Here is a 19,314-nt window from a genome sequence, read left to right on the forward strand (position 1 = left end):
TCATTATTGGCATTTAGCTATAAAAATGAGTAAGATTGAGCAGAATTAGCTAGATTTTCTGGAACTGCATTTACCCCGTAACTTGGGTATAGTTCACGTTAAAGCTACCGCCATAGTGCTTGTCGGTTACCGAGATTCGTTTACCACTTTAATTTTGGCAAGAGTCGTGTTTTGGTAATAGTGGCGCACGATTTGCTGGTAGTTTGCTCCCTGGCGAGCCATACTGTAAGCTCCCCACTGACTCAAACCGAGACCGTGACCGTAACCGCGCCCTTCAATCTTGAACGTGCTGGGAACAGATTTGCCAGCAGCGTCAGGGGTGACGGTGAACCATGTGCTTCTTAGTCCCAGTGCCAGACGCAGGGCAGGGCCGCTGATTACTCGCGAAGTGCGATCGCCGATCACTTTCATGGTGATGATGCGCCCAACTGGCGATGTGCGCTCCGGTGTCATAGACAGCACATTACCCACACCGCTAATGCGGCTGCTGAGTTCCTCGCGGGTGAAACTTTTTACCCATTGGGCTTCAGGAGTATTCCCATCGAAGTCTGGAACGCCCCGCAGGTAGGGCAAATTATCTGACCAGACATTTTCAACGTTTTCGGTGTGTCCGCCAGAGGAGGAGTGGAAAGCGGCGAGAATAATTTTGCCGTTGTAGGTCACCACTTGACCGGCGGTAGTATCAACTGCCGAGTACAGAGGTGGGGCTTCACTTTCAATGCCTTTATAAACCTGCCATGCGATCGTATCCCCCAAATCGTAGGTGCTATTGCCCCTAGTTTGGCGCTGGTAAAGTGCGTAGGTGCGGGCAGCCACGGCTTGAGCCTTGAGAGCTTCTTGAGGCCAGTTAGCGTATACTTCTCCGCCCAAAACGCTGTAGAGATACTTTTCGAGATCGACGTAGTTGATGGCAGTCAAGCCTTTGTCTGTGTGAACAACTCGCGTGCGTCCTCGATACCAGCGCTCGCCAATCCAAACATAGCCATTATTATCAGGCTCAACCCAAAGCGAGGTTGAACGCCAACGATCTAAAACAACGCCACCGCCATTCGCTTGCGCGTAGAACGCATTCATCGGCGCAATTTCTCCCAGGCGTTTACCAGCAGCATCGCGGACAACTGCTTTGGTGGTACTCCCAACTTTGACCTGACTCACACTTTCTTCAATGGCGACTCGCAATTCCAGCGCCTGTGCAGTAGCACCCAGTAAAATCCAGAACAGCATTGCCAGCCAAAGCTTTGGCCCTTTTTGGTGCATGGACTGGCTTAGTTTTGTAGATAAAAGCGAGAAGAGGAAACGAGTAGTTACCATCTTGTTCAAAACCTCCTCACACGGCTGATTATTGAGGTTACAAGCATTTTGCACGATTTAATTTGGACGAAATTGTTTAAGTTAGGTCGTCAATTCCCGCTTAAACTTTGGTTGTACGATTCTGGTTATATTAACCATGTTTGCGGTTTTGCTGCCATGCCCGGTTTAAACCTTCTATCCAAAGATAGATAAGCCACAGTCAGATATATTCGATCGGTATTGACCGTTCAAACCAAGGAAAGGACTGTGTTTATACTCACCACTCAGCACTCAGCACTTTCCTATAGCTGGCAGCAGCCGAACAGTCAAATAGCATATCGCAATTTGGCTCAATCGTAAAGAAAAAGTTTTTGACCAGCTAATATATCAATAGAGAAGTTCCTAAAATTTGGATAAGGTTGACTAAAAGCCCGTGCAGATTACTTTTTTGGGCACAAGCTCTGGTGTACCGACGCGATCGCGCAATGTTTCTAGCGTTGCCTTGCGCCTGCCTCAGCGGGCGGAATTTTGGTTATTTGACTGCGGCGAAGGCACTCAGCATCAATTACTGCGAAGTGACCTCAAAATCAGCCAGCTGACTCGCATTTTTATTACTCACCTGCACGGCGATCACATATTTGGTTTGATGGGTCTTTTGGCAACCGCTGGTTTGGGTGGCAATCCCACTAGAATTGATATTTACGGGCCTCCAGGTCTAAATGAATACCTGCGAGCCTGCGAACGTTACTCTTATACTCATCTTTCCTATCCGCTCAAGGTGCATACCGTTCAGCCGGGATTCATCTACGAGGATGAGGAATTCACCGTCAGTTGCGGACTTCTAAAGCACCGCGTCACCGCTTTCGGCTATCGGGTGGTGGAAAAAGACCGGCCTGGGCGTTTTAATGTGGAAAAAGCAGCCCAGTTGGGCATTCCATCAGGCCCTCTCTACGGCAAACTCAAACGGGGCGAACAAGTTACCCTTCCAGATGGCCGTCAAATTAATGGGGCTGATTTATGCGGGGCAACGGAAATAGGGCGGAAAATTGCTTATTGTACTGACACGGTTTATTGCGATGGCGCTGTGGAATTAGCACAAGATGCGGATGTGTTAATTCACGAAGCTACCTTTGCTCACCAAGATGCACAGCTTGCTTTCGATCGCTTACACTCTACCTCGACTATGGCGGCGCAGGCGGCTTTGGGAGCGGGTGCAAGGCATCTGATTATGACTCATTTCAGCCCCCGCTACGCCCCTGGAAATGACATTCAGTTAAACGACCTGCTTGCGGAAGCGCGATCGATTTTCCCAAGTACCGAAATGGCTTATGACTTTTTGACTTATGAAGTAGCCCGAAGAAGGGGCTAGTCCGCTACGCGGAAGTCAAAAGTCAAAAGTCAAAAATCCTTTGATTGCTATAACTCTGAAAGAGCCAAAAAGAATCAAGTAGGAAACCACAACCATGACAGTTACCGGCAAGCCCATAACTGGTTATCGGACGCAATCGATCGATACTTCTATTGAAGCTGAGCAAGTGCAGTTTGGGCTGTGGCGAAAAATGACGCCTGGGCAAAAAGAAGCTCTCTTCAGGCGGGTAGCCAAACGGGGGCCAACATTAGCTTGGATGGGAATTAAAAGCCAGTTTCCCAATGCCTCAAAAGATATTGTCAGGCAGCATTACATCAGGAAACGTTTAGGACTAGAATGGGCTGACTTGTTATCTGGATTGGAATATCGGGAAGACTTAATGATAGAAGACCCAATTTGGCTAGCACACCAGCTGGCAGGCATCCTCAACTCTTTAGGCATCCCTTACTATGTAGGAGGTTCCGTAGCCAGTTCGCTGCAAGGAGAAGTCAGATATACGGAGGATTTGGACTTGGTAGTAAATATTCAACCCAGTCAGATTCAGCCACTAATTGACGCAATGGCAGGACAATTTTATATCAGCGAAGTAGCTGTAGAAGATGCCATGAGTAGCAGGACTTCATCGTTTAATGTTATCCACCTAACGACGACGGAGAAAGCAGACATCTTCGTGATGCGGGATGATGAATTTTCTCGTTCTAAAATGTCCCGCCGTCAACTTCATGTTCCCGACGGCGATATTGACAAATCTTTTTATGTTTGTACGCCTGAAGATACGATCTTGCAGAAATTGGTTTGGTTTCGGATGACTTCTAGAGAATCCCAAAAACAATGGCGGGACATCTTAGGCGTGCTGAAACTACAGGGGGAACGACTGGATTTTGAGTATCTCGACCGATGGGCGCTAACATTGCAATTAACAGAGCTACTTGCACAAGCTCTGGGGGAAGCTGATGTAAAACAGAGGGGCTAGGGAAGAGGAAGGCTAAGCTGCTACGCATTTAATTTGTATGTTTAGCGGGAGTGGGAGAGTGGGGGAGTGGGGGAGTGGGAGAGGAATTGAAGGTTTGATTGCCGGATTAGAAATATCCGAATTAGATGCGTGTTAGCTTAGTAAGTAAGAAATGATGTTCAATTCTCGATCGAAATCTTTCTTTTTATTTTCCCATTTTCCAGTCCCATTCCTCAGTCCCTATTTTTTTTAACTTCTTACCGAAAACACGACTTATGGAATAAGGCGCTTTTACCCGCAGATGTAGAGTCAATTCATGAATTGACTCTACATCTGTAGTGGATAAGGCATAAAATGCGTAAGTCCTACAAAAACTAAAAAGGTTTCAAGCCCTGGACTTTCAATTGTGGAGAAGAAAAAAACCTTTTCAGTATTACAAGTCCCCTCACCACTGTCTGCGGGTCAATCCAAAATCCTCTCTTGCGAAGGTGGGCATCGTGACGGGAACCGCCAAGACGCCCACTTCGCGCAAAATCCAAAATCCAAAATCGATTGACTTTTCCCTTATTATTTGTTTTTCAAGAGCCGATCGCGAATTTGAGTGAGATGAGCCTGGGTATCAATAGGCGATCGCGGTGAGGGGGCCTCCGTGTTAGGCCAACCGGACAAATCAAAACAGGGGCAAGCTTCGGGAGGCATTCCAGCGTTACGCACGGGTATTGGCATCGAACAACGAGCGCAGTCAATCATGTCCCACGCAGGTGCGAGCAGTTCGGCAATGGTTTCGTCTGTCCCTTCTAAATAACACTCGCCTGAGTCGGGAGAGATAATTTGCTGCCAACACCGTTCAAATTCATCGCTGTAACTCGCACCCTGGATCACCTTTTTTGGCAGTAGCGTTTCCTGACCATTCCTAATTAAAACTTTCTTTCCCAACTGAAACCAATAGGCGAGATATTGTTTGACTTCATTTTCTGATGCCATAACGTTAATTGAAACCTCGGCGGGGATAAGGGGGACAAGGGGGATAAGGTGCTAGACGGTTGCCTAAAATGCTCAAGTTTAAAACATGACCGCCGGTGACTAAGTAAACAGGATCGGCTATAGCACCCACTCGACGAACTAACATACCCAAGCGATCGCGGAACAACCGACCGACTGGGTAGGCAGGAACCACGCCCCAGCCAGTCTCTTCCGCTACAAAAATTACATTGCCAACACAATTCTCAATATATTTCAGCAACTCTTGTAAAGTCTTCTCCCAGCAAGCATCATCTTGTTCCAAGAGGTTAGCTACCCAAGTTCCCAGAGAATCGATCAACAGACAATTGCGATCGGTTGCTTGTTGAATAGTTGCCCCCAGATCTACTGGCACTTCTACAGTGCGCCAGTCAGTCGGGCGTCGGTGCTGGTGTTGTTCAATCCTATGCTGCCACTCGGAGTCAGTTGGGTCAACCTTGGCAGTAGCCACGTATATGACAGGTTTACCAGACTCGATCGCCAAGGTTTCGGCCCATTCACTTTTACCAGACCGTGCAGGGCCTGTCACCAAAATTACTCGCTTTTGAGCCGCTTGGGTCACGATCGATCTCATGTAAACTGCAATACTTGTGAGTAGCAATCTTCTTTTTACCAAAGATGTTATACCTTGAGTTTAGGTAAGATTGCTTTTGGGAGTGGGTTTTACGCTCTTCCCAACCAAAAACCTGTACCATTATCCATAATTTAATGGTGGAGAGGCACATACCCTGAGAAAGCCTTTCCTCTCACCACCAAGCTGAGTACAACTATGGCGAGGGTATCCAAGGGGGAAGACAGATGAAACTAGAATTACAAAAGATTGAGGAGACACTACAGCAGGTAGCGGCTCAAAGCGGCCTAAAAAGGCAGCAACCGTCCTCAAAGTTGGGAAATCAGACCAATGGGTTGAAATCCCAGTCCCCAACCAGCCATCAAGACTATCCCACAAGGTCGGATCTCAAGGTAAATTCTTTTTCAGGGCAACAACAGCAAGTCAAAAAGACACCAGCACTGCCCAAAATCGAATCGCCTCGGTTTACCAGTCACCGCAATGGCGTCAACCCATATCTGGCGATGACTCTGCTCAAAGAAATGGAAGCGGTTGTGGGCCGATGGCAGACAGAATTACGACAAATCTTACGACAAATTCAAGATATTTATCTGGAAGGTCCGATGATCGAAGGTTGGTTGGAGTCCATGTCTCCTCAAATACCAACAGAAGTTGCAGCAGTGCCCCATACTCAAAGGGGGAAAGATTGCCAATTCCAAATTCAGAACGGTAGTGGGTATCGCCTAGTAGGTTGGAATGCTGATGGCAAGAGGTGGTATCGTCCCTGTCCGCCAGAGGAACTACCCAGTGTTAGTCTGGCTCTAGCACGCTATCAAAAACTCCAACATCTGCTCGTCCGCAAGCAGGAACTGGAAACTCATCTCACTGAACTGGCTGAGGTTTTCGTCTTTTTGCAGGGACATATCCAAACGCTGTGATATAGCAAAGAGCAATGTAAAATTGGTAACTATCAGTCACATTTGGTGGCTAAGTTTATGCCTTTAGTTTCTGCCATTATCTGTACCCATAATCGAGATAGCTATTTAGGCGCTGCGATCGATAGCTTGCTGGCACAGGATTTTGCTGATTTTGAAATAGTGGTGGTGGATAATGCGTCGAGCGATCGCACCCGCGAAGTCGTGGAGTTGCGATCGGCGGTGAAATATCTCTACGAACCCGTCACGGGTTTATCTGTGGCACGTAACACAGGTGCTAGAGTAGCCACAGGCAAAATACTCGCTTATCTTGATGATGATGCAGTGGCGAGCCCCGGCTGGCTGAGCGTGCTGTACGCAGCCTATCAAAATGACGAAAAACTGGCAATTGCTGGCGGAAAAGTCACCCTGATTTGGCCGGAAGGTTATTCAGCGCCGTCTTGGCTTTCGGAAGACTTGGCCGGAAATTTGGGAGCATATAACTTGGGGGATAAACTTGTATATATCAAAAACCCCGGTCTTACTCCCAGAGGCTTGAACTATTCCATCCGTAGCACCTTTCTGGCACAAATTGGTGGATTCAATGTTAACCTGGGTCGAGTTGGTAAAAATTTGTTATCCAATGAAGAACTACTGATGACAGAACAGGCTCTAAAACTAGGTTGGCAGGTGGCCTATCTCCCAGACGCTTTGGTGGCTCACAACGTTTCTCCCGAACGGCTCAACCAAAGCTGGTTTTTTAGCCGAAGCTGGTGGCAAGGGATCAGCGAGTGTTACCGGGAAAAAATATCCGGTCGTGCTGGTTTGGGTCAACTGGGACGGGGAAGCGAACGGTTGATTCGAGGTTTGTACAAATCTTTAAAGCATTTGAGCGATCCCGCGCAACGCTTTGAAAATTTGGTTTATACATACGGTCAGATTGGTTATTTAAGTGCTGCTATCCAAACAATGGTGTCGGCACCTAAAGAGGCCAAGTAAGTGCGATCGATCTTAAATGCTGTATGTCAATTTTTAGACTCACTAACTTTGCGATGAGCGCGAAGAAAGCGACTCAGTTCTAAACCCAGAGCTACCGTTATAACTTTGTATTATGACTGCTACGCCATCTAAAATACCAGTTTCTGTCCTGATTCCTGCCAAAAACGAAGAGGCCAATTTGCCTGCCTGTCTGGAAAGCGTGGCACTGGCAGATGAAGTTTTTGTGGTCGATTCCCAAAGTAGCGATCGGTCTGTAGAAATAGCTGAAAGTTATGGAGCGAAAGTAGTCCAGTTCTACTTCAACGGTAGTTGGCCTAAAAAGAAAAACTGGGGTCTGGACAATTTACCTTTCCATAATGAGTGGGTGCTAATTGTTGATTGCGACGAACGCATTACTCCCGAACTTTGGGAGGAGATTGCCGCAGCTATTCAAAATCCCGACTATAACGGTTATTATGTCAACCGCCGAGTCTTCTTTCTAGGGCAATGGATTCGTTACGGCGGCAGATATCCAGACTGGAATTTGCGTCTGTTGAAGCACGAAAAAGGCCGCTATGAAAATCTGAAGACGGAAGATGTTCCGAACACGGGTGACAACGAAGTCCACGAGCACGTCATCCTTAAAGGTCAGGTCGGTTATCTTAAAAACGATATGCTGCACATAGACTTTCGGGATATCTACCAATGGCTGGAGAGACACAACCGCTATTCCAATTGGGAAGCCCGCCTCTATCTTAATTTCCTGAGCGGCAAGGATGACCTGGAAACAATTAACGATGAGAGCGATCGCTTCAAGCGCTTGCTTACAATCATCCGCAATCCCGTCCAGCGCAAGCGCTTTCTCAGAAAAGTCTGGGTTTGGCTACCGTTCAAACCGGCACTGAGGTTTATGATTACCTACATTTTTCAACTCGGCTTTTTGGATGGTAGACCAGGGTACATTTATGCGCGGCTAATGAGCCAGTACGAGTATCAAATTGGGATAAAACTTTATGAGTTACAGCGTTTTGGCGGTCAGTTGAACACTTCACCCACACCGATTACTCCTCCTCAAGCAGTGCCTCATGTACCGAACAGTAATTAGGCAGAAGTTCGTGCTTACACTTATTTGTTAATGGTTTGATTTGCGACACCAGGAAGATGGAACCATGACGCCCGCAACTCCAGACTCTAGTCCCAACCTGGATACTTCGTCAAATGCGGCTAAAGGTGCGGATGTAACCGATCGCCATGAATTGCCGGTGCTTGATGCAGAACCCTGGGTAGATTTACGCAAGTACAACCAATCAGGGTTCGATCGCGGTCGTCCCGGTTGGTATGTGTTGCTTTGGTGGTTGGTGCAGGCGATCGCATTTCCCCTGACTCCTCACAATCTGCACGCCCCACGACAATCCCTGCTGCGGCTGTTTGGCGCTACGATTGGTAAAGGTGTCGTTATCAGACCTACAGCACGTTTTACCTATCCCTGGAAAGTCGAAATTGGAGACTACACCTGGATTGGAGATGATGTTGTTTTTTACAGTCTCGATCGCATTCGCATCGGTAAGCACTGCGTAATCTCGCAAAAAACCTACCTTTGTACCGGCAATCACGACATTAAAGACCCAGTTTTTGGCCTGATAACTGAGAGTATTGAGATTGGTAACGGTGCTTGGGTGGCGACTGATTGCTTCGTTGGGCCAGGTGTAAAAATAGGAGCTAATGCTGTAGTGGGTGCCCGCAGTACAGTCTTCCGTAATTTGCCTGCTGCACAGGTTTGCTGGGGTAACCCCTGCCGTCCCCGTTATCGAAGACAGGTGAAAGCTTAGCTAGTGCAAGTGGTCAGTTGTCAGTTGTCAGTTGTCAGTTGTCAGTGGTCAGTTGTCAGTTGTCAGTGGTCAGTGGTCAGTGGTCAGTGGTCAGTTGTCAGTTGTCAGTGGTCAGTTGTCAGTTGTAATTAATTATTTTTTGACTTTTGACTTTTGACTTTTGACTTTTGACTTTTGACTTTTGACTTTTCTTGCCCCTAGCCCCTAGCCCCTTCTTCCGCTGTCAGTGGTAAAAATCAAGATTTCCAGAGCAACAGAGGCAATTTTTAGTGGTGAGTTATTTCGGCCATCCTGCACTAGCAACATTCCTGTTGCCTCTACCAAACAACTGAATCATGATGTTATTAGTCATGAACAAAAAAAGGTAGAAAATTTTGAAATTCATAATAAAAATGTGCCGCCGCTCTTTTAGGCAACCTATTACTTTGAATAAGAACTTAAAAATTCTTCTTTATGGAAGCAATCTTTGGTCTTTAGGAGAAGGAATGTTAGGGCCTATTTTTGGAGTTTTTACTGAAAAAATAGGGGGTAACATATTAGATATTTCTTGGATTTGGGCAACTTACATGATTGCCACAGGAATATTTACTATATGTGTAGGGAATATTTCCGATCGCAAAATTAGTAAGGAAAAACTAATGGTAGCTGGTTATGGAATAAATACAATATTTACATTCAGCTATTTATTAGTTTCATCGCCATTACAATTATTGTTCGTACAAGTTGGATTAGGATTCGCCACTGCCTTAGCAACTCCTACATGGGACGCATTATATGTAAATTATTATGAAGATAAAACGAAAGCAGGATATCTTTGGGGTATTGCTGTGGGAAGAGATCAAGTAATTACTGGAATTAGCATAATTATAGGCGGCTTAATTGTTAATTATTGTTCATTTAAAGTACTATTTGTAACTATGGGAATAGTTCAGGCTATTGCTACCATCTATCAAGCTCAAATTTTGAAACCCCAACTATAGCAAAAGTCAAAAGTCAAAAGTCAAAAGTCAAAAGTCAAAAGTCACTCATTCAAATGCTTTCTGTGAATTGATTCTAGCGTTTTAGTACGTCCTAGCTGCCTTGGCGGTCGCTACATAACGGATGGGGCGATACGATTTTAGATTTTAGTTGAAGAAACTCTTGATCCCAGAGAGTTTCAGTCATATCGTGTCCTTACCCATTGGTTACCTAAAAAATTCTTGTTCTTATTCTTATGTGCGTTTATCTGCGTTCATCTGTCTGCATCTGCGGTAAATGGCGTTAAATGCGCTACAGCTTATGATACTCCCTTTTGGTGCGGTAAGAAGCGTGCTGCGATCGCACCGCCGATAAATCCAAATAAGTGTCCCTGCCACGATATCCCTATCTGCGACGGCAGGACGCCCCAAATCAAGCTTCCGTAGAAGAAGCCCACAATTAAGGACAAGGCAATAGATATAATGCTGCGTTCAAAGTAGCCCCGCAGTAGCAAAAAGCCAAGATAGCCAAATACCACTCCACTTGCGCCAATATGGAGAGAGTTGGATGGGGCAGTCAGCCAAACACCAAGTCCGCTGACTAACATTGTTATAGCCGAGACAATGAAAAAATCGCTGGTTTCTCGCAGCATTATCAACCAGCCAAGAGTGACAAAAGGTACAGTATTAGCGGCTAGGTGAAAGAAATTTCCGTGTAAAAACGGTGCAAACAAAATGCCGCGAAGTCCGATAGTGCTGTGCGGAATTATACCATAAATATCCAGCGCCCCTCTGAGGAAGAATTGATCGACGATTTCTAGGAACCAGATGATGGCGACGATTCCACCTAAAATAATGACCTGGTTTTTCAATTCACGGGCGATCGATTTTGCGTCTTCTCTGCTCATTTTTTTGCCTCTGAGATAGCCATTTTTATATTAGGACTTACGCAATCGCCCCCCTAGCCCCAAATCTGGGGGGTTAGGGGGGCAAAACCTTGGTTAGTGCGTAAGTCCTGATGTTTCTAAGCTAGCAAATTCAGCCGTATGTTTACGAAAAAGCACCATCTGTTGCATGGATATCCTACATTGGCTCAAACACCATCTGAGGAATCAGTAGCAAACCTGTATCTGAGTTAACCAACTGACTAATTCCCAAAAAGCGTTTGTCTTCGTCATAAACCCGCAAAACATCCTGGGCTAAGTATTCAGCTGGAAAGTCTGTCAAAAGAATGCGCTGTCCTTGACACCAAGCTTTAGCATCTTTTGCTGGCAATGTGATTGCGGCTAAATGTTCTAAAGCTGCTGCTGGTGGAATGGGATTAAAGGTTTCTTGCTGTAGCTGTTGTTCCAATTCCTCAAAAGTTAGACTATCTGATAACTTTAAGCCACAACTTTCGGTACGAATTAAAGCCGCAAGTGTTCCGCCAGTTTTTAAGAGTGCGCCCAAATCCCGTGCTAGAGATCTAATATAAGTACCGGGGCCACAAGCGATCGCGACATCCACTTCTGGAAACTCCCCAGTTCGCCATGCCAATATTTCTATATTATGAACTTCTACGGGTCTAGCCGCAACTTCAATTTTTTCTCCAGCGCGTGCTAAGTCGTATAAACGTTTACCCTGTACCTGAATTGCACTGTAATTGGGCGGTACTTGCTGAATTTTTCCCTCAAATTGCTTAAGTGCTGCTTCCACTTCCTCTAAAGTCAATCCAGTTACCGACTGGGAAGTGAGAATTTCCCCCTGTAAATCATCTGTAGTAGTAATTAATCCCAGTCTAATTGTTGCCTGATAAGCTTTATCTGGCTGCAAATATTGCAATAGTCGAGTTGCCTTACCCAACGCGATCGGTAAAACGCCAGTAGCGGCTGGGTCTAAAGTTCCGCCATGTCCCACACGCTTGAGGCGTAACAGTCGCCGCACCCGCGCTACACAGTCGTGGGAAGTGATTCCAAATGGTTTGTTTAAGTTGAGAAAACCTTGCACAATTTCATCCTATATTTTTCAATATCACCACTGTCATTTAAACCGCAAAAGCGATCGTTCTTTCTCTGCGTACTTTGCGCTTTACTCTGCGTCCCTTTGCGTTAAAAAAAACGTAATTTCTCAGCAGACTAACTAAGGTTTAGGCGATATAGTTGCCTGTGTGGTAGAACGCTGAAGTGCCGCTTTTAAGTCAATTTGAGAAAGCGATCGCACAAAACTAAGTGGGAGACGTTCTCGACCTATTGATTCTACATAAGATGCACTCAAATAGGGTTGATATTGTGGGCGATTGCCAATATAAAATCCAAAAAAGGCCAAACCGAACGCCTTCGTATAGCTACGGGCTAAAGCCAGGTCAGGCCCAAGCACGGATTCGGGAAGTGGCAGATCTGACTCAGTTGGTGCCAGAGTAGAAAAGTGAGTGCCGTTTTTCATCACCACGAGGTACTTGTTTGGAGTGGTTAGCCAGGTGAAAGGCTGAATTTGTTCGTCTAAAGCGGGTGCAACGGTATCGGCGCTACCGGAAACGAACATCACCGGAATTTTGATCTTGCTAAGGCCATCTGGCCCCAGGATGCTGCTAGTAATTGGGTTAATAGCGATCGCAGCTTTTATTCTTTCATCTCGCAAATTATACTGAGATAGCGGTAATGAAAGAGCGCGACACTGAAGTAAAAGCGATGTATTCCAGGAGTTATCGATCGCGGCGCAATCTTTTTGCAGTTTCGGTAAATTAATGGTAGCCCCCGCTAAAACTAACGCGGTATAACCACCAAAAGATTGACCGATAATGCCAACTTCTCGCAGATTTATTTTACCTTTAAAAGCCGGATTGAACTGAGAGCGAAGAGTGAGTTCATTCAGCAAAAATTTGATATCCAAAGGTCGATTAATAAACTCACTTGGTTCTGCCACTTCATTAGCTTTACCGCTGAGTAAATCCTGCAATTGTTGGGCATTGCTTCCCGGATGTTCGGGGACGGCAACGGCAAACCCATAGGAAGCTAAATGTTCGGCCAAATATACAAAAGTTTGGCGGTCTGAACCCAAACCGTGAGAGATGACAATTAACTTGGCTGGCGTTTGAGGCTGCTGAACTCCAGAGGAAATGGGGAGATAAATATCTGCAAGAAACTGACGATTGCGGCTGGTATCATTCAGCTTGAGAGTTTCTTTTCGCCAGGTAAAAGAACCGCGTTGCTGTAAGTCTGGTAATTGAGATAAATTAATTGACGAGGAGGCGACTGCGGCGGTGGACTGCTGGGAAATGAATGCTACAGCCTTTTCTGTTCGATCGAATATGGTTGAGAGTTCGTTGGCAATTTCCAGACCGCGTGCTAAATCGATCCTGACGCCGGGGGTAGGGAACTTCCGCAGCACATTCAGCAGCGTCAAACCATCGCGATCGGCTGATGCTAAAATTAGTGCAGATCGAATGGCGCGGTAACCTGTTTGACCCGAATCAGTTTTAATCACCTGTCCTAACCGTTGGAGCAAAATTTCTGCCTGGGGCGTGTAGAGAAACTGGGAAATCGGTACTGGGCCAACATCCAATCGTCTCAGTAGAAGATTGCGTAACTGCGCCTGCTGTTCTGGCTTGGCATATTGAATGTAAGGTGCTAAGTCGTCCTTAATTCTGCCTTGCTGAGCATAAGCTGCCAGGGAATCGACAGAAATCGATCGCTCCAGTATGTCGTAGGAAAGATAAACTCGCTCTGCTGCTGAAGCATCCAGAGTAGGTGCAACAGTGGGAAGCAAGCAAAATCCCAGTAAGATTCCCACCCAATTGAGCGGTTTTCTGGTATAATGAATCACCTGATGCAGATTAGGGCGTTTGACGACGGAATTTTCAGCCATAAAAAGCCGGACGATCAGTCAGAAAGGGTAAGAAAACTAATAGCAACCTATTTCCATACTGACCGATCGTAGCTCAAACGTCGAGGTTTAGGTAGTCTTACTTAGAGGTACAGAGAGGGCCGATCGCAAAAGCTGCTTTTTTGGGAATTATAAAATTTAACAGCCAGCACCACTAGCCTCTATAGTTCCACTTCGGATACTTAATCCCATGAACAACTCACCAGACTCTTCGGGTTCCCGCCCCTCCCGCAGCCGCTATCAGCCCAGCCGAGAACTAGGGCGAAATCGCAACGGTAATAGAGTCACCTATCTGGGGAAGGATAATGCCACTAATCAGCCAGTTATCCTGAAGCGGTTTTTGTTCGGTAAATCTGACTTGAAAGCGTCTGACAACCAGGTTTATCAGCAACAAATTAAACTGCTGCGCGGTCTAAATCATCCCGGCATCCCGCGTTATTTAGATTCATTTCAGACAGCCGATGGTTTTTGTCTGGTACAGGAGTACAAAGAGGCGAAATCATTAGCCGAGCCGCGCAGTTTTGAACCTGATGAAATCAAGCGCATAGCAGTATCTGTTTTAGAGATTTTGGTGTATTTACACCAGCAAAATCCACCTGTAATTCATGGAAATATTAAACCAGAAAATATCTTATTTGATGAGCAACTAAATGTTTATTTGATAGATTTTGGCTTAACTAAAATAGGATCTGGTACAGGGTTTCTGGCTCCCGAACAGCAAGATAATCGCCAAGTTACAGAAGCTATCGATTTATATAGTCTAGGCGCAACGCTGATTTCTTTGCTGACTAAAACCCAATCCACAGAAATTAATAAGTTAATTGATAACAAGGGAAAGATTAATTTTCAGAATTTAGTTTATCAAATTAGCTTGCGGTGGATAGAGTGGATAGAAAAAATGGTTGAGCCATCATTAGTCAACCGTTACACTAAAGCATCTGCTGCATTAAAAGCACTCAAGCCAATTGATGCTATCTGCATACCAGAAGTTAAATTTATTTCATCTACCCTGGAATTTACAGCTACTAAATTGGGTGAAAAACTGACTCAAACTTTCAACGTTAGTAACTCGAATATGGATGCTGTATTGCAAGGTAATTGGTCAGTTGCACCCTCAATCGGCGATCCGCGTCATCCGACTGGATCTCATGCTTGGATAAGTTTTAATCCCTCCAAATTTCAAAGTAACAGGACTGAGTGCAAAATTACGGTTGATACTAGCAAATTGATCGCTGATAAAACTTATGAACGTCAAATAATATTGCAAACCAATTCTTTCCCGACAAATCATTCTTTAGTTATTAAAGTAAAAACTGCTCCACTGGCTATTCTCAAACTGCCGCTTATTTCCCTAGCTTTGCTGTTTGTAATTGCTTCATTTGGCGGTCTTGCTGGTGCGGCATTGCTCGGTAAAGATGGGGCAGCTAACTGGTTAATATTAATCCTTGGGCTGGGAGTTGGTAGTGTGGCAGGAGGGGCGGCGGCATTTTCTGCCACATCTTTACTGAAGAGGATAATAGGCATGATAGGCGGTCTGGCAGCTATAGTTGGGTTTCTGCCTGTAATGGGATCTGATGTGATCGTGGGATTTTTCCTGGGGTTAATAATTGCTGCGTTGGGGGGAGTTGTGGTCAAAAATCATCTGGAAAGGAAGTTTCCATTAGAATTGGCTGCAATAATTTCTATCCTCACAGCAGGTTTAGGGATGAGTTTGGGAACGGAATTTATAGATGGATTATTGAATCCATTTGTGATGCTGGCTTTGGCAGGAACAGGTTTACCGTTAGCTGCTGTTATTATGCGGCTGCATTTGCAGAATAAGACTTTGGTTGATAACTATCGAAAATCTGAGCGATATTTGATTAAGCCTTAGTTTGTCATTGGTCAGTTGTCAGTTGTCAGTTGTCAGTTGTCAGTTGTCAGTTGTCAGTTGTCAATGGTCAGTTGTCAGTTGTCAGTTGTCAATGGTCAGTTGTCAGTTGTCAATGGTCAGTTGTCAATGGTCAGTTGTCAATGGTCAATAGACATCTCCAGAAAACATTGTATTGATTTGTAGTATTTTGTAGGGGCGAAGCATTTGGGGGAGAATTTGACGGGAAAATTAGAGATCTGGATATCCCAAATGCTTCGCCCTGCCCCGAACAGTGAGCCATAATTTATTTTTTGGAGAGGTCTAATGGTCAATGGTCAGTTGTCAGTTGTCAATTGTCAGGAGAAATAAATCCAAACGATATTACCGACTTTTGCCAAGTGCGATCGCCATCGATCCCGATACCACCAACATCGCCCCAAACACTGCCAAAAGTGTGAGGCGTTCCGGTGCAACCAAAGTAGGCAGAAAAAACGACACACCCCACATTCCCACCAAAGTTACAAGGGGCGCTAAAGCCAATACAGCACTTACTTTTGATGCTTCCCAGTGTTCCAAGGACTCAGCAAAAGCGCCATAAGCGAATACAGTATTCAAAGCACAAAAAAGCAGCATTCCCAAATGTAAGGGATTGAGAGTTAATAACTGTTGGGGTGTAGCAACAGGACTAAACAATAATGCACAACTGCCATAAATCAACAGCATGATGTTAGAAGAAGGCAATTTTTGCAGCAATTGTTTTTGAGCCAAAGCATAAACAGCCCACGTCACTCCCGCCACTAACACCATACCACTACCTAACCAATATTTGCTTGGTTCGGCGATGAAAACTTGTAATTGTTCGTTGAAGAAAAGAACCAATCCTAAAGTCAAAACGCCTAAACCTATCCATTGGCGTAGGGTGTAACATTCCTTGAAAACAAATACGCCTCCCAAACCCATTGAAACGGGAGCAAGCTGAATTAAAACTTCAGCGTGAGATGGCGAAGTGTATGCCAATCCTTGCAGGAAAAGCAAGTAGTTAATCGCTAAATATACAATAGCAATACCTAGCAATTTCAGGGGGAGCGATCGCAGTTTTTCTACTGGTGGTAATTGCTGCCTTCCTGCTAAATACAAACCTAGCAAAACAAAAGCCACCAAAAAGCGAAACCAAGTCACAGTGTAGACATCGATCGCTTGCAGCGTCACCACCAGCGCAATAGGTAGAATTCCCCAGAGTAAAACAGTTAAAAGAGATAGCGCTAATCCTAAACGCCATCTACCAGAACTTTGATGAAGTTTCATTATGGTATTTTAGATTTTAGATTTTGGATTTTAGATTTTGGATTGATTGCTAATCCCCAATCTAAATAAAATTGAGCAAACCGCTAATTATTGTTGTTGCAATTTACGGATAATTTCGCGATACTCCATTACCGCATCATATTGTTCAGATGGTTTGACAATCGCTCTTTTTCTTACGTAGGGACACGGCATCTACAAAATTATTCTCCTAGCCAATAATATTATTAATGCCGTGTCCCTACAGATGGAAATACAGCTAATAATAATGTTGTCGCCCTCAGCCAGACATCCCGACAAGCCCAGGCGGTTTATTCGACTGACGAAAAATCCCAAAAATGCGATCGCACCAATTTTATCCTCCAAACCTATCTAACAATTCATCTCGCGATAATTGCATCAGCAATCGGGTAAATTCTTCCGGTGGTAATTCTAACAACGGTTCGATAATTGACCTCAGTTCCTCATCCAAAACACCAAAGCGAACGCGCAGCATATTTTCTATAACTAGACGTTCTCCTTGCTGAATTCCTCTTTGAATTCCTCTTTCAATACCTTGTTCCACACCTGATTGGACTGCTGCATCCAACCTTTCTAAATAAAGTGGTGATAATTCCATAATTAACTCCCTATCTTCTGAATCTAAATTTTGATTTGCTTCTAAGGTAACGCGCAGGCTATATAATAACTCTAGCGCATTTATTCGCAAGGGATTATCCTCTGCCAGTGTAGTTAATTCGTTAATCGCTTGTTTCTGCACTGTTCCCTTCCCCAAAATTCTCAGCCAAAGTGTTTCTGGAGTGCGGGGTAACTGGTGAATGGCTACAATGGCTGTTTTCAAACCTTCGGCTAAAAAATAAATTCCTGGTAGCCAGTTTGCTTCGTCTGGTATTCCTCTAAAGGTATCGATTAAAAGTGGTGATGCGGTGGGAGTAAGAATCCATAAGTTTGGTAATTCAGTTTCATTGATGCGATTATTTAACCGTTTTACCTGACGTTCTAAATCGGCGTAAACGTCAAATAATTTACTTATGCAACTGCGAACTTGACTAACCGTGACGGCGTTGCGGAATGGTTCAAATATGGCGGGAGATGTGGCAAATCTACCTAATAATCCCAAGGTTTGAGCTTCGGTGCTTGGTGTGGATGATGGGGTAAACCATACATCGATTTCTCGCACTTCTCCGGCGACATTGCGGCTGGTTTCTACTTGTCCTAATCGGGTTAATAATTCTTTTAGGTAGTCTTTAGCAAATTGGTCGTGGGGAAAGCGAGTCATGCGATTTTAGATTTTAGATTGCCAGGTGTGGGGGTGGGAGAGCAAAGGATAGAAAGGATTTACCTAATTTGATTAGGTGAATTTTAATAATAGCATGAAGCGATCGCTTATGTCTACGACCTACAGCAGGGTCTAGGTAGGTTTCGCTCAGAAATGCTCCGGTATTAGCAATACAACGAATCCGCATAATTTAATTACCTAGAGGTTTGTAGATGTTATCCCGACAAGCCCGACCGGGAATCAATTCCCGGTCTAATAGCGAAACTCCGTTAAAACGGACTGAAGAAAAACTGTTTTATTAGTCGGTTAAAACCGACTTTCGCTATTAGCCTGGGAATTGATTCCCAGGCGGTTTATTCGGCTGACGAAAAATCCCAAAAATCCAATCGCACTTTTTCTTACGTAGGGACACGGCATCTACAAAATTATTCTTCTATTCTAGCCAATAATCTTATTTATGCCGTGTCCCTACACCCTTTCGCACCACCAAAGAAACCCGGTTTCTCAATTTCCACAGCCAAAAAGCCCGATTTCCGAATATTCAAATCTGTGCAATTCCCCCTAACTATTCGTCCCTATTCCATCACAAACGCGGCGACGTTCATCTTTTTCAGTCATACCATTATTCGGGTTTTTCAGATAGTCGCGCAACCAATTGCAACTGCGCCCCAGCAAATTATCTAAATCGAAATTCCATAGGATTATTGTGTTGTCATAACTACCAGAAGCGAGAGTTTGACCATCGGGGCTGAAACTGACGCTAGTTACCCAATCGCTATGCCCTTGGAGGGTCGCTAATTCCTTACCCTCTCGACTCCAGAGTTTGATGGTATTGTCCCAACTACCAGAAGCGATAATTTGACCATCGGGGCTGAAACTGACGCTAGTTACCTTACTGCTATGCCCTTTGAGGGTCGCTAATTCCTTACCCTCTCGACTCCAGAGTTTGATGGTGTTGTCCCAACTACCAGAAGCGATAGTTTGACCATCGGGGCTGAAACTGACGCTATTTACCTCACTGCTATACCCTTTGAGGGTCGCTAATTCCTTACCGTCTCGACTCCAGAGTTTGATGCTGCCGTCCGAACTACCAGAAGCGATAGTTTGACCATCGGGGCTGAAACTGACGCTATTTACCTCACTGCTATGCCCTTGGAGGGTC

The 19,314-nt window shown here is 45.0% G+C and carries 19 protein-coding genes; 10 read left to right on the forward strand and 9 right to left on the reverse strand.

The features are described from left to right. Positions 1-126: 126 nt before the first annotated feature. Positions 127-1,257, reverse strand: coding sequence for a SpoIID/LytB domain-containing protein (locus LAY57_RS31450; RefSeq protein WP_249071144.1), 1,131 nt, complete (start codon positions 1,255-1,257; stop codon positions 127-129). Between the two features lie 466 nt (positions 1,258-1,723). Between LAY57_RS31450 and LAY57_RS31455 the strand changes: the two genes are divergently transcribed. Beyond that, complete coding sequence (locus LAY57_RS31455; RefSeq protein WP_249071127.1) at positions 1,724-2,659, forward strand: ribonuclease Z; 936 nt, start codon at positions 1,724-1,726, stop codon at positions 2,657-2,659. Between the two features lie 94 nt (positions 2,660-2,753). Further along, entirely contained in the window at positions 2,754-3,632 is an 879-nt protein-coding gene (locus LAY57_RS31460) for a hypothetical protein (RefSeq protein WP_249071128.1), read from the forward strand. A 546-nt stretch (positions 3,633-4,178) separates the two neighbouring features. On the opposite strand, the gene LAY57_RS31465 is transcribed toward LAY57_RS31460, so the two are convergent. Next, positions 4,179-4,595 (reverse strand): hypothetical protein, encoded by a 417-nt coding sequence (locus LAY57_RS31465; RefSeq protein WP_249071129.1) that lies wholly within the window; start codon positions 4,593-4,595, stop codon positions 4,179-4,181. Positions 4,596-4,599: 4 nt separating this feature from the next. Next, entirely contained in the window at positions 4,600-5,205 is a 606-nt protein-coding gene (cobU, locus tag LAY57_RS31470) for a bifunctional adenosylcobinamide kinase/adenosylcobinamide-phosphate guanylyltransferase (RefSeq protein ID WP_249071130.1), read from the reverse strand. A 224-nt stretch (positions 5,206-5,429) separates the two neighbouring features. Here cobU and LAY57_RS31475 point away from each other — a divergent pair, with 224 nt between their 5' ends. From LAY57_RS31475 to LAY57_RS31495, 6 genes are all read left to right on the forward strand, one after another. Then, on the forward strand, positions 5,430-6,119 hold the full coding sequence (locus LAY57_RS31475; protein WP_249071131.1) for a hypothetical protein: 690 nt from the start codon (positions 5,430-5,432) through the stop codon (positions 6,117-6,119). Positions 6,120-6,176: 57 nt separating this feature from the next. Beyond that, complete coding sequence (locus tag LAY57_RS31480; RefSeq protein WP_249071132.1) at positions 6,177-7,094, forward strand: glycosyltransferase family 2 protein; 918 nt, start codon at positions 6,177-6,179, stop codon at positions 7,092-7,094. A 112-nt stretch (positions 7,095-7,206) separates the two neighbouring features. Then, entirely contained in the window at positions 7,207-8,178 is a 972-nt protein-coding gene (locus tag LAY57_RS31485) for a glycosyltransferase family 2 protein (RefSeq protein ID WP_249071133.1), read from the forward strand. 64 nt (positions 8,179-8,242) lie between these two features. Further along, positions 8,243-8,902: a hormogonium polysaccharide biosynthesis acetyltransferase HpsU gene (hpsU, locus tag LAY57_RS31490; protein WP_249071134.1), complete on the forward strand. Its 660-nt coding sequence runs from the start codon at positions 8,243-8,245 to the stop codon at positions 8,900-8,902. Positions 8,903-8,905: 3 nt separating this feature from the next. Continuing rightward, on the forward strand, positions 8,906-9,034 hold the full coding sequence (locus LAY57_RS36010) for a hypothetical protein (protein WP_275994424.1): 129 nt from the start codon (positions 8,906-8,908) through the stop codon (positions 9,032-9,034). A 293-nt stretch (positions 9,035-9,327) separates the two neighbouring features. After that, positions 9,328-9,882: an MFS transporter gene (locus LAY57_RS31495; protein ID WP_249071135.1), complete on the forward strand. Its 555-nt coding sequence runs from the start codon at positions 9,328-9,330 to the stop codon at positions 9,880-9,882. 296 nt (positions 9,883-10,178) lie between these two features. Here the strand turns inward: LAY57_RS31495 and LAY57_RS31500 are convergent, their stop codons facing one another. From LAY57_RS31500 to LAY57_RS31510, 3 genes are all read right to left on the reverse strand, one after another. Beyond that, on the reverse strand, positions 10,179-10,766 hold the full coding sequence (locus LAY57_RS31500; RefSeq protein ID WP_249071136.1) for a rhomboid family intramembrane serine protease: 588 nt from the start codon (positions 10,764-10,766) through the stop codon (positions 10,179-10,181). A gap of 175 nt (positions 10,767-10,941) precedes the next feature. Next, positions 10,942-11,844, reverse strand: a complete 903-nt coding sequence (gene truB / locus LAY57_RS31505) for a tRNA pseudouridine(55) synthase TruB (protein WP_249071137.1) — start codon at positions 11,842-11,844, stop codon at positions 10,942-10,944. Positions 11,845-11,976: 132 nt separating this feature from the next. After that, positions 11,977-13,701 carry an alpha/beta hydrolase gene (locus tag LAY57_RS31510; RefSeq protein ID WP_249071138.1) on the reverse strand — a complete coding sequence of 575 codons (1,725 nt, stop codon included), beginning with the start codon at positions 13,699-13,701 and terminating at the stop codon, positions 11,977-11,979. Between the two features lie 208 nt (positions 13,702-13,909). Here LAY57_RS31510 and LAY57_RS31515 point away from each other — a divergent pair, with 208 nt between their 5' ends. Both LAY57_RS31515 and LAY57_RS31520 read left to right on the forward strand, forming a co-directional pair. Next, on the forward strand, positions 13,910-15,592 hold the full coding sequence (locus LAY57_RS31515; protein WP_249071139.1) for a serine/threonine-protein kinase: 1,683 nt from the start codon (positions 13,910-13,912) through the stop codon (positions 15,590-15,592). A gap of 1 nt (position 15,593) precedes the next feature. After that, positions 15,594-15,743, forward strand: a complete 150-nt coding sequence (locus LAY57_RS31520) for a hypothetical protein (protein WP_249071140.1) — start codon at positions 15,594-15,596, stop codon at positions 15,741-15,743. Between the two features lie 209 nt (positions 15,744-15,952). Here LAY57_RS31520 and LAY57_RS31525 read toward each other — a convergent pair whose 3' ends face one another. The 3 genes from LAY57_RS31525 to LAY57_RS31535 all read right to left on the reverse strand — a co-directional run. After that, positions 15,953-16,876, reverse strand: a complete 924-nt coding sequence (locus LAY57_RS31525; protein WP_249071141.1) for a DMT family transporter — start codon at positions 16,874-16,876, stop codon at positions 15,953-15,955. A 352-nt stretch (positions 16,877-17,228) separates the two neighbouring features. Next, complete coding sequence (locus LAY57_RS31530) at positions 17,229-18,152, reverse strand: RpnC/YadD family protein (RefSeq protein ID WP_249071142.1); 924 nt, start codon at positions 18,150-18,152, stop codon at positions 17,229-17,231. Positions 18,153-18,713: 561 nt separating this feature from the next. After that, positions 18,714-19,314 (reverse strand): WD40 repeat domain-containing protein (locus LAY57_RS31535; protein ID WP_249071143.1); only part of this gene is annotated, 601 nt, incomplete at its 5' end.

The organism is Argonema antarcticum A004/B2 (assembly GCF_023333585.1).
GTDB classification, from domain to species: domain Bacteria; phylum Cyanobacteriota; class Cyanobacteriia; order Cyanobacteriales; family Aerosakkonemataceae; genus Argonema; species Argonema antarcticum.

Excerpts from the sequence above, each read along its gene's own strand:
- LAY57_RS31525 (WP_249071141.1), bottom strand. The coding sequence starts at position 16,876 with ATGAAACTTCATCAAAGTTCTGGTAGATGGCGTTTAGGATTAGCGCTA.
- LAY57_RS31460 (WP_249071128.1), top strand. The coding sequence starts at position 2,754 with ATGACAGTTACCGGCAAGCCCATAACTGGTTATCGGACGCAATCGATC.
- LAY57_RS31465 (WP_249071129.1), bottom strand. The coding sequence starts at position 4,595 with ATGGCATCAGAAAATGAAGTCAAACAATATCTCGCCTATTGGTTTCAG.
- LAY57_RS31510 (WP_249071138.1), bottom strand. The coding sequence starts at position 13,701 with ATGGCTGAAAATTCCGTCGTCAAACGCCCTAATCTGCATCAGGTGATT.
- LAY57_RS31485 (WP_249071133.1), top strand. The coding sequence starts at position 7,207 with ATGACTGCTACGCCATCTAAAATACCAGTTTCTGTCCTGATTCCTGCC.
- LAY57_RS31475 (WP_249071131.1), top strand. The coding sequence starts at position 5,430 with ATGAAACTAGAATTACAAAAGATTGAGGAGACACTACAGCAGGTAGCG.
- LAY57_RS31480 (WP_249071132.1), top strand. The coding sequence starts at position 6,177 with ATGCCTTTAGTTTCTGCCATTATCTGTACCCATAATCGAGATAGCTAT.
- cobU (WP_249071130.1), bottom strand. The coding sequence starts at position 5,205 with ATGAGATCGATCGTGACCCAAGCGGCTCAAAAGCGAGTAATTTTGGTG.
- LAY57_RS31515 (WP_249071139.1), top strand. The coding sequence starts at position 13,910 with ATGAACAACTCACCAGACTCTTCGGGTTCCCGCCCCTCCCGCAGCCGC.
- LAY57_RS31500 (WP_249071136.1), bottom strand. The coding sequence starts at position 10,766 with ATGAGCAGAGAAGACGCAAAATCGATCGCCCGTGAATTGAAAAACCAG.
- LAY57_RS31450 (WP_249071144.1), bottom strand. The coding sequence starts at position 1,257 with ATGCACCAAAAAGGGCCAAAGCTTTGGCTGGCAATGCTGTTCTGGATT.
- LAY57_RS31530 (WP_249071142.1), bottom strand. The coding sequence starts at position 18,152 with ATGACTCGCTTTCCCCACGACCAATTTGCTAAAGACTACCTAAAAGAA.
- hpsU (WP_249071134.1), top strand. The coding sequence starts at position 8,243 with ATGACGCCCGCAACTCCAGACTCTAGTCCCAACCTGGATACTTCGTCA.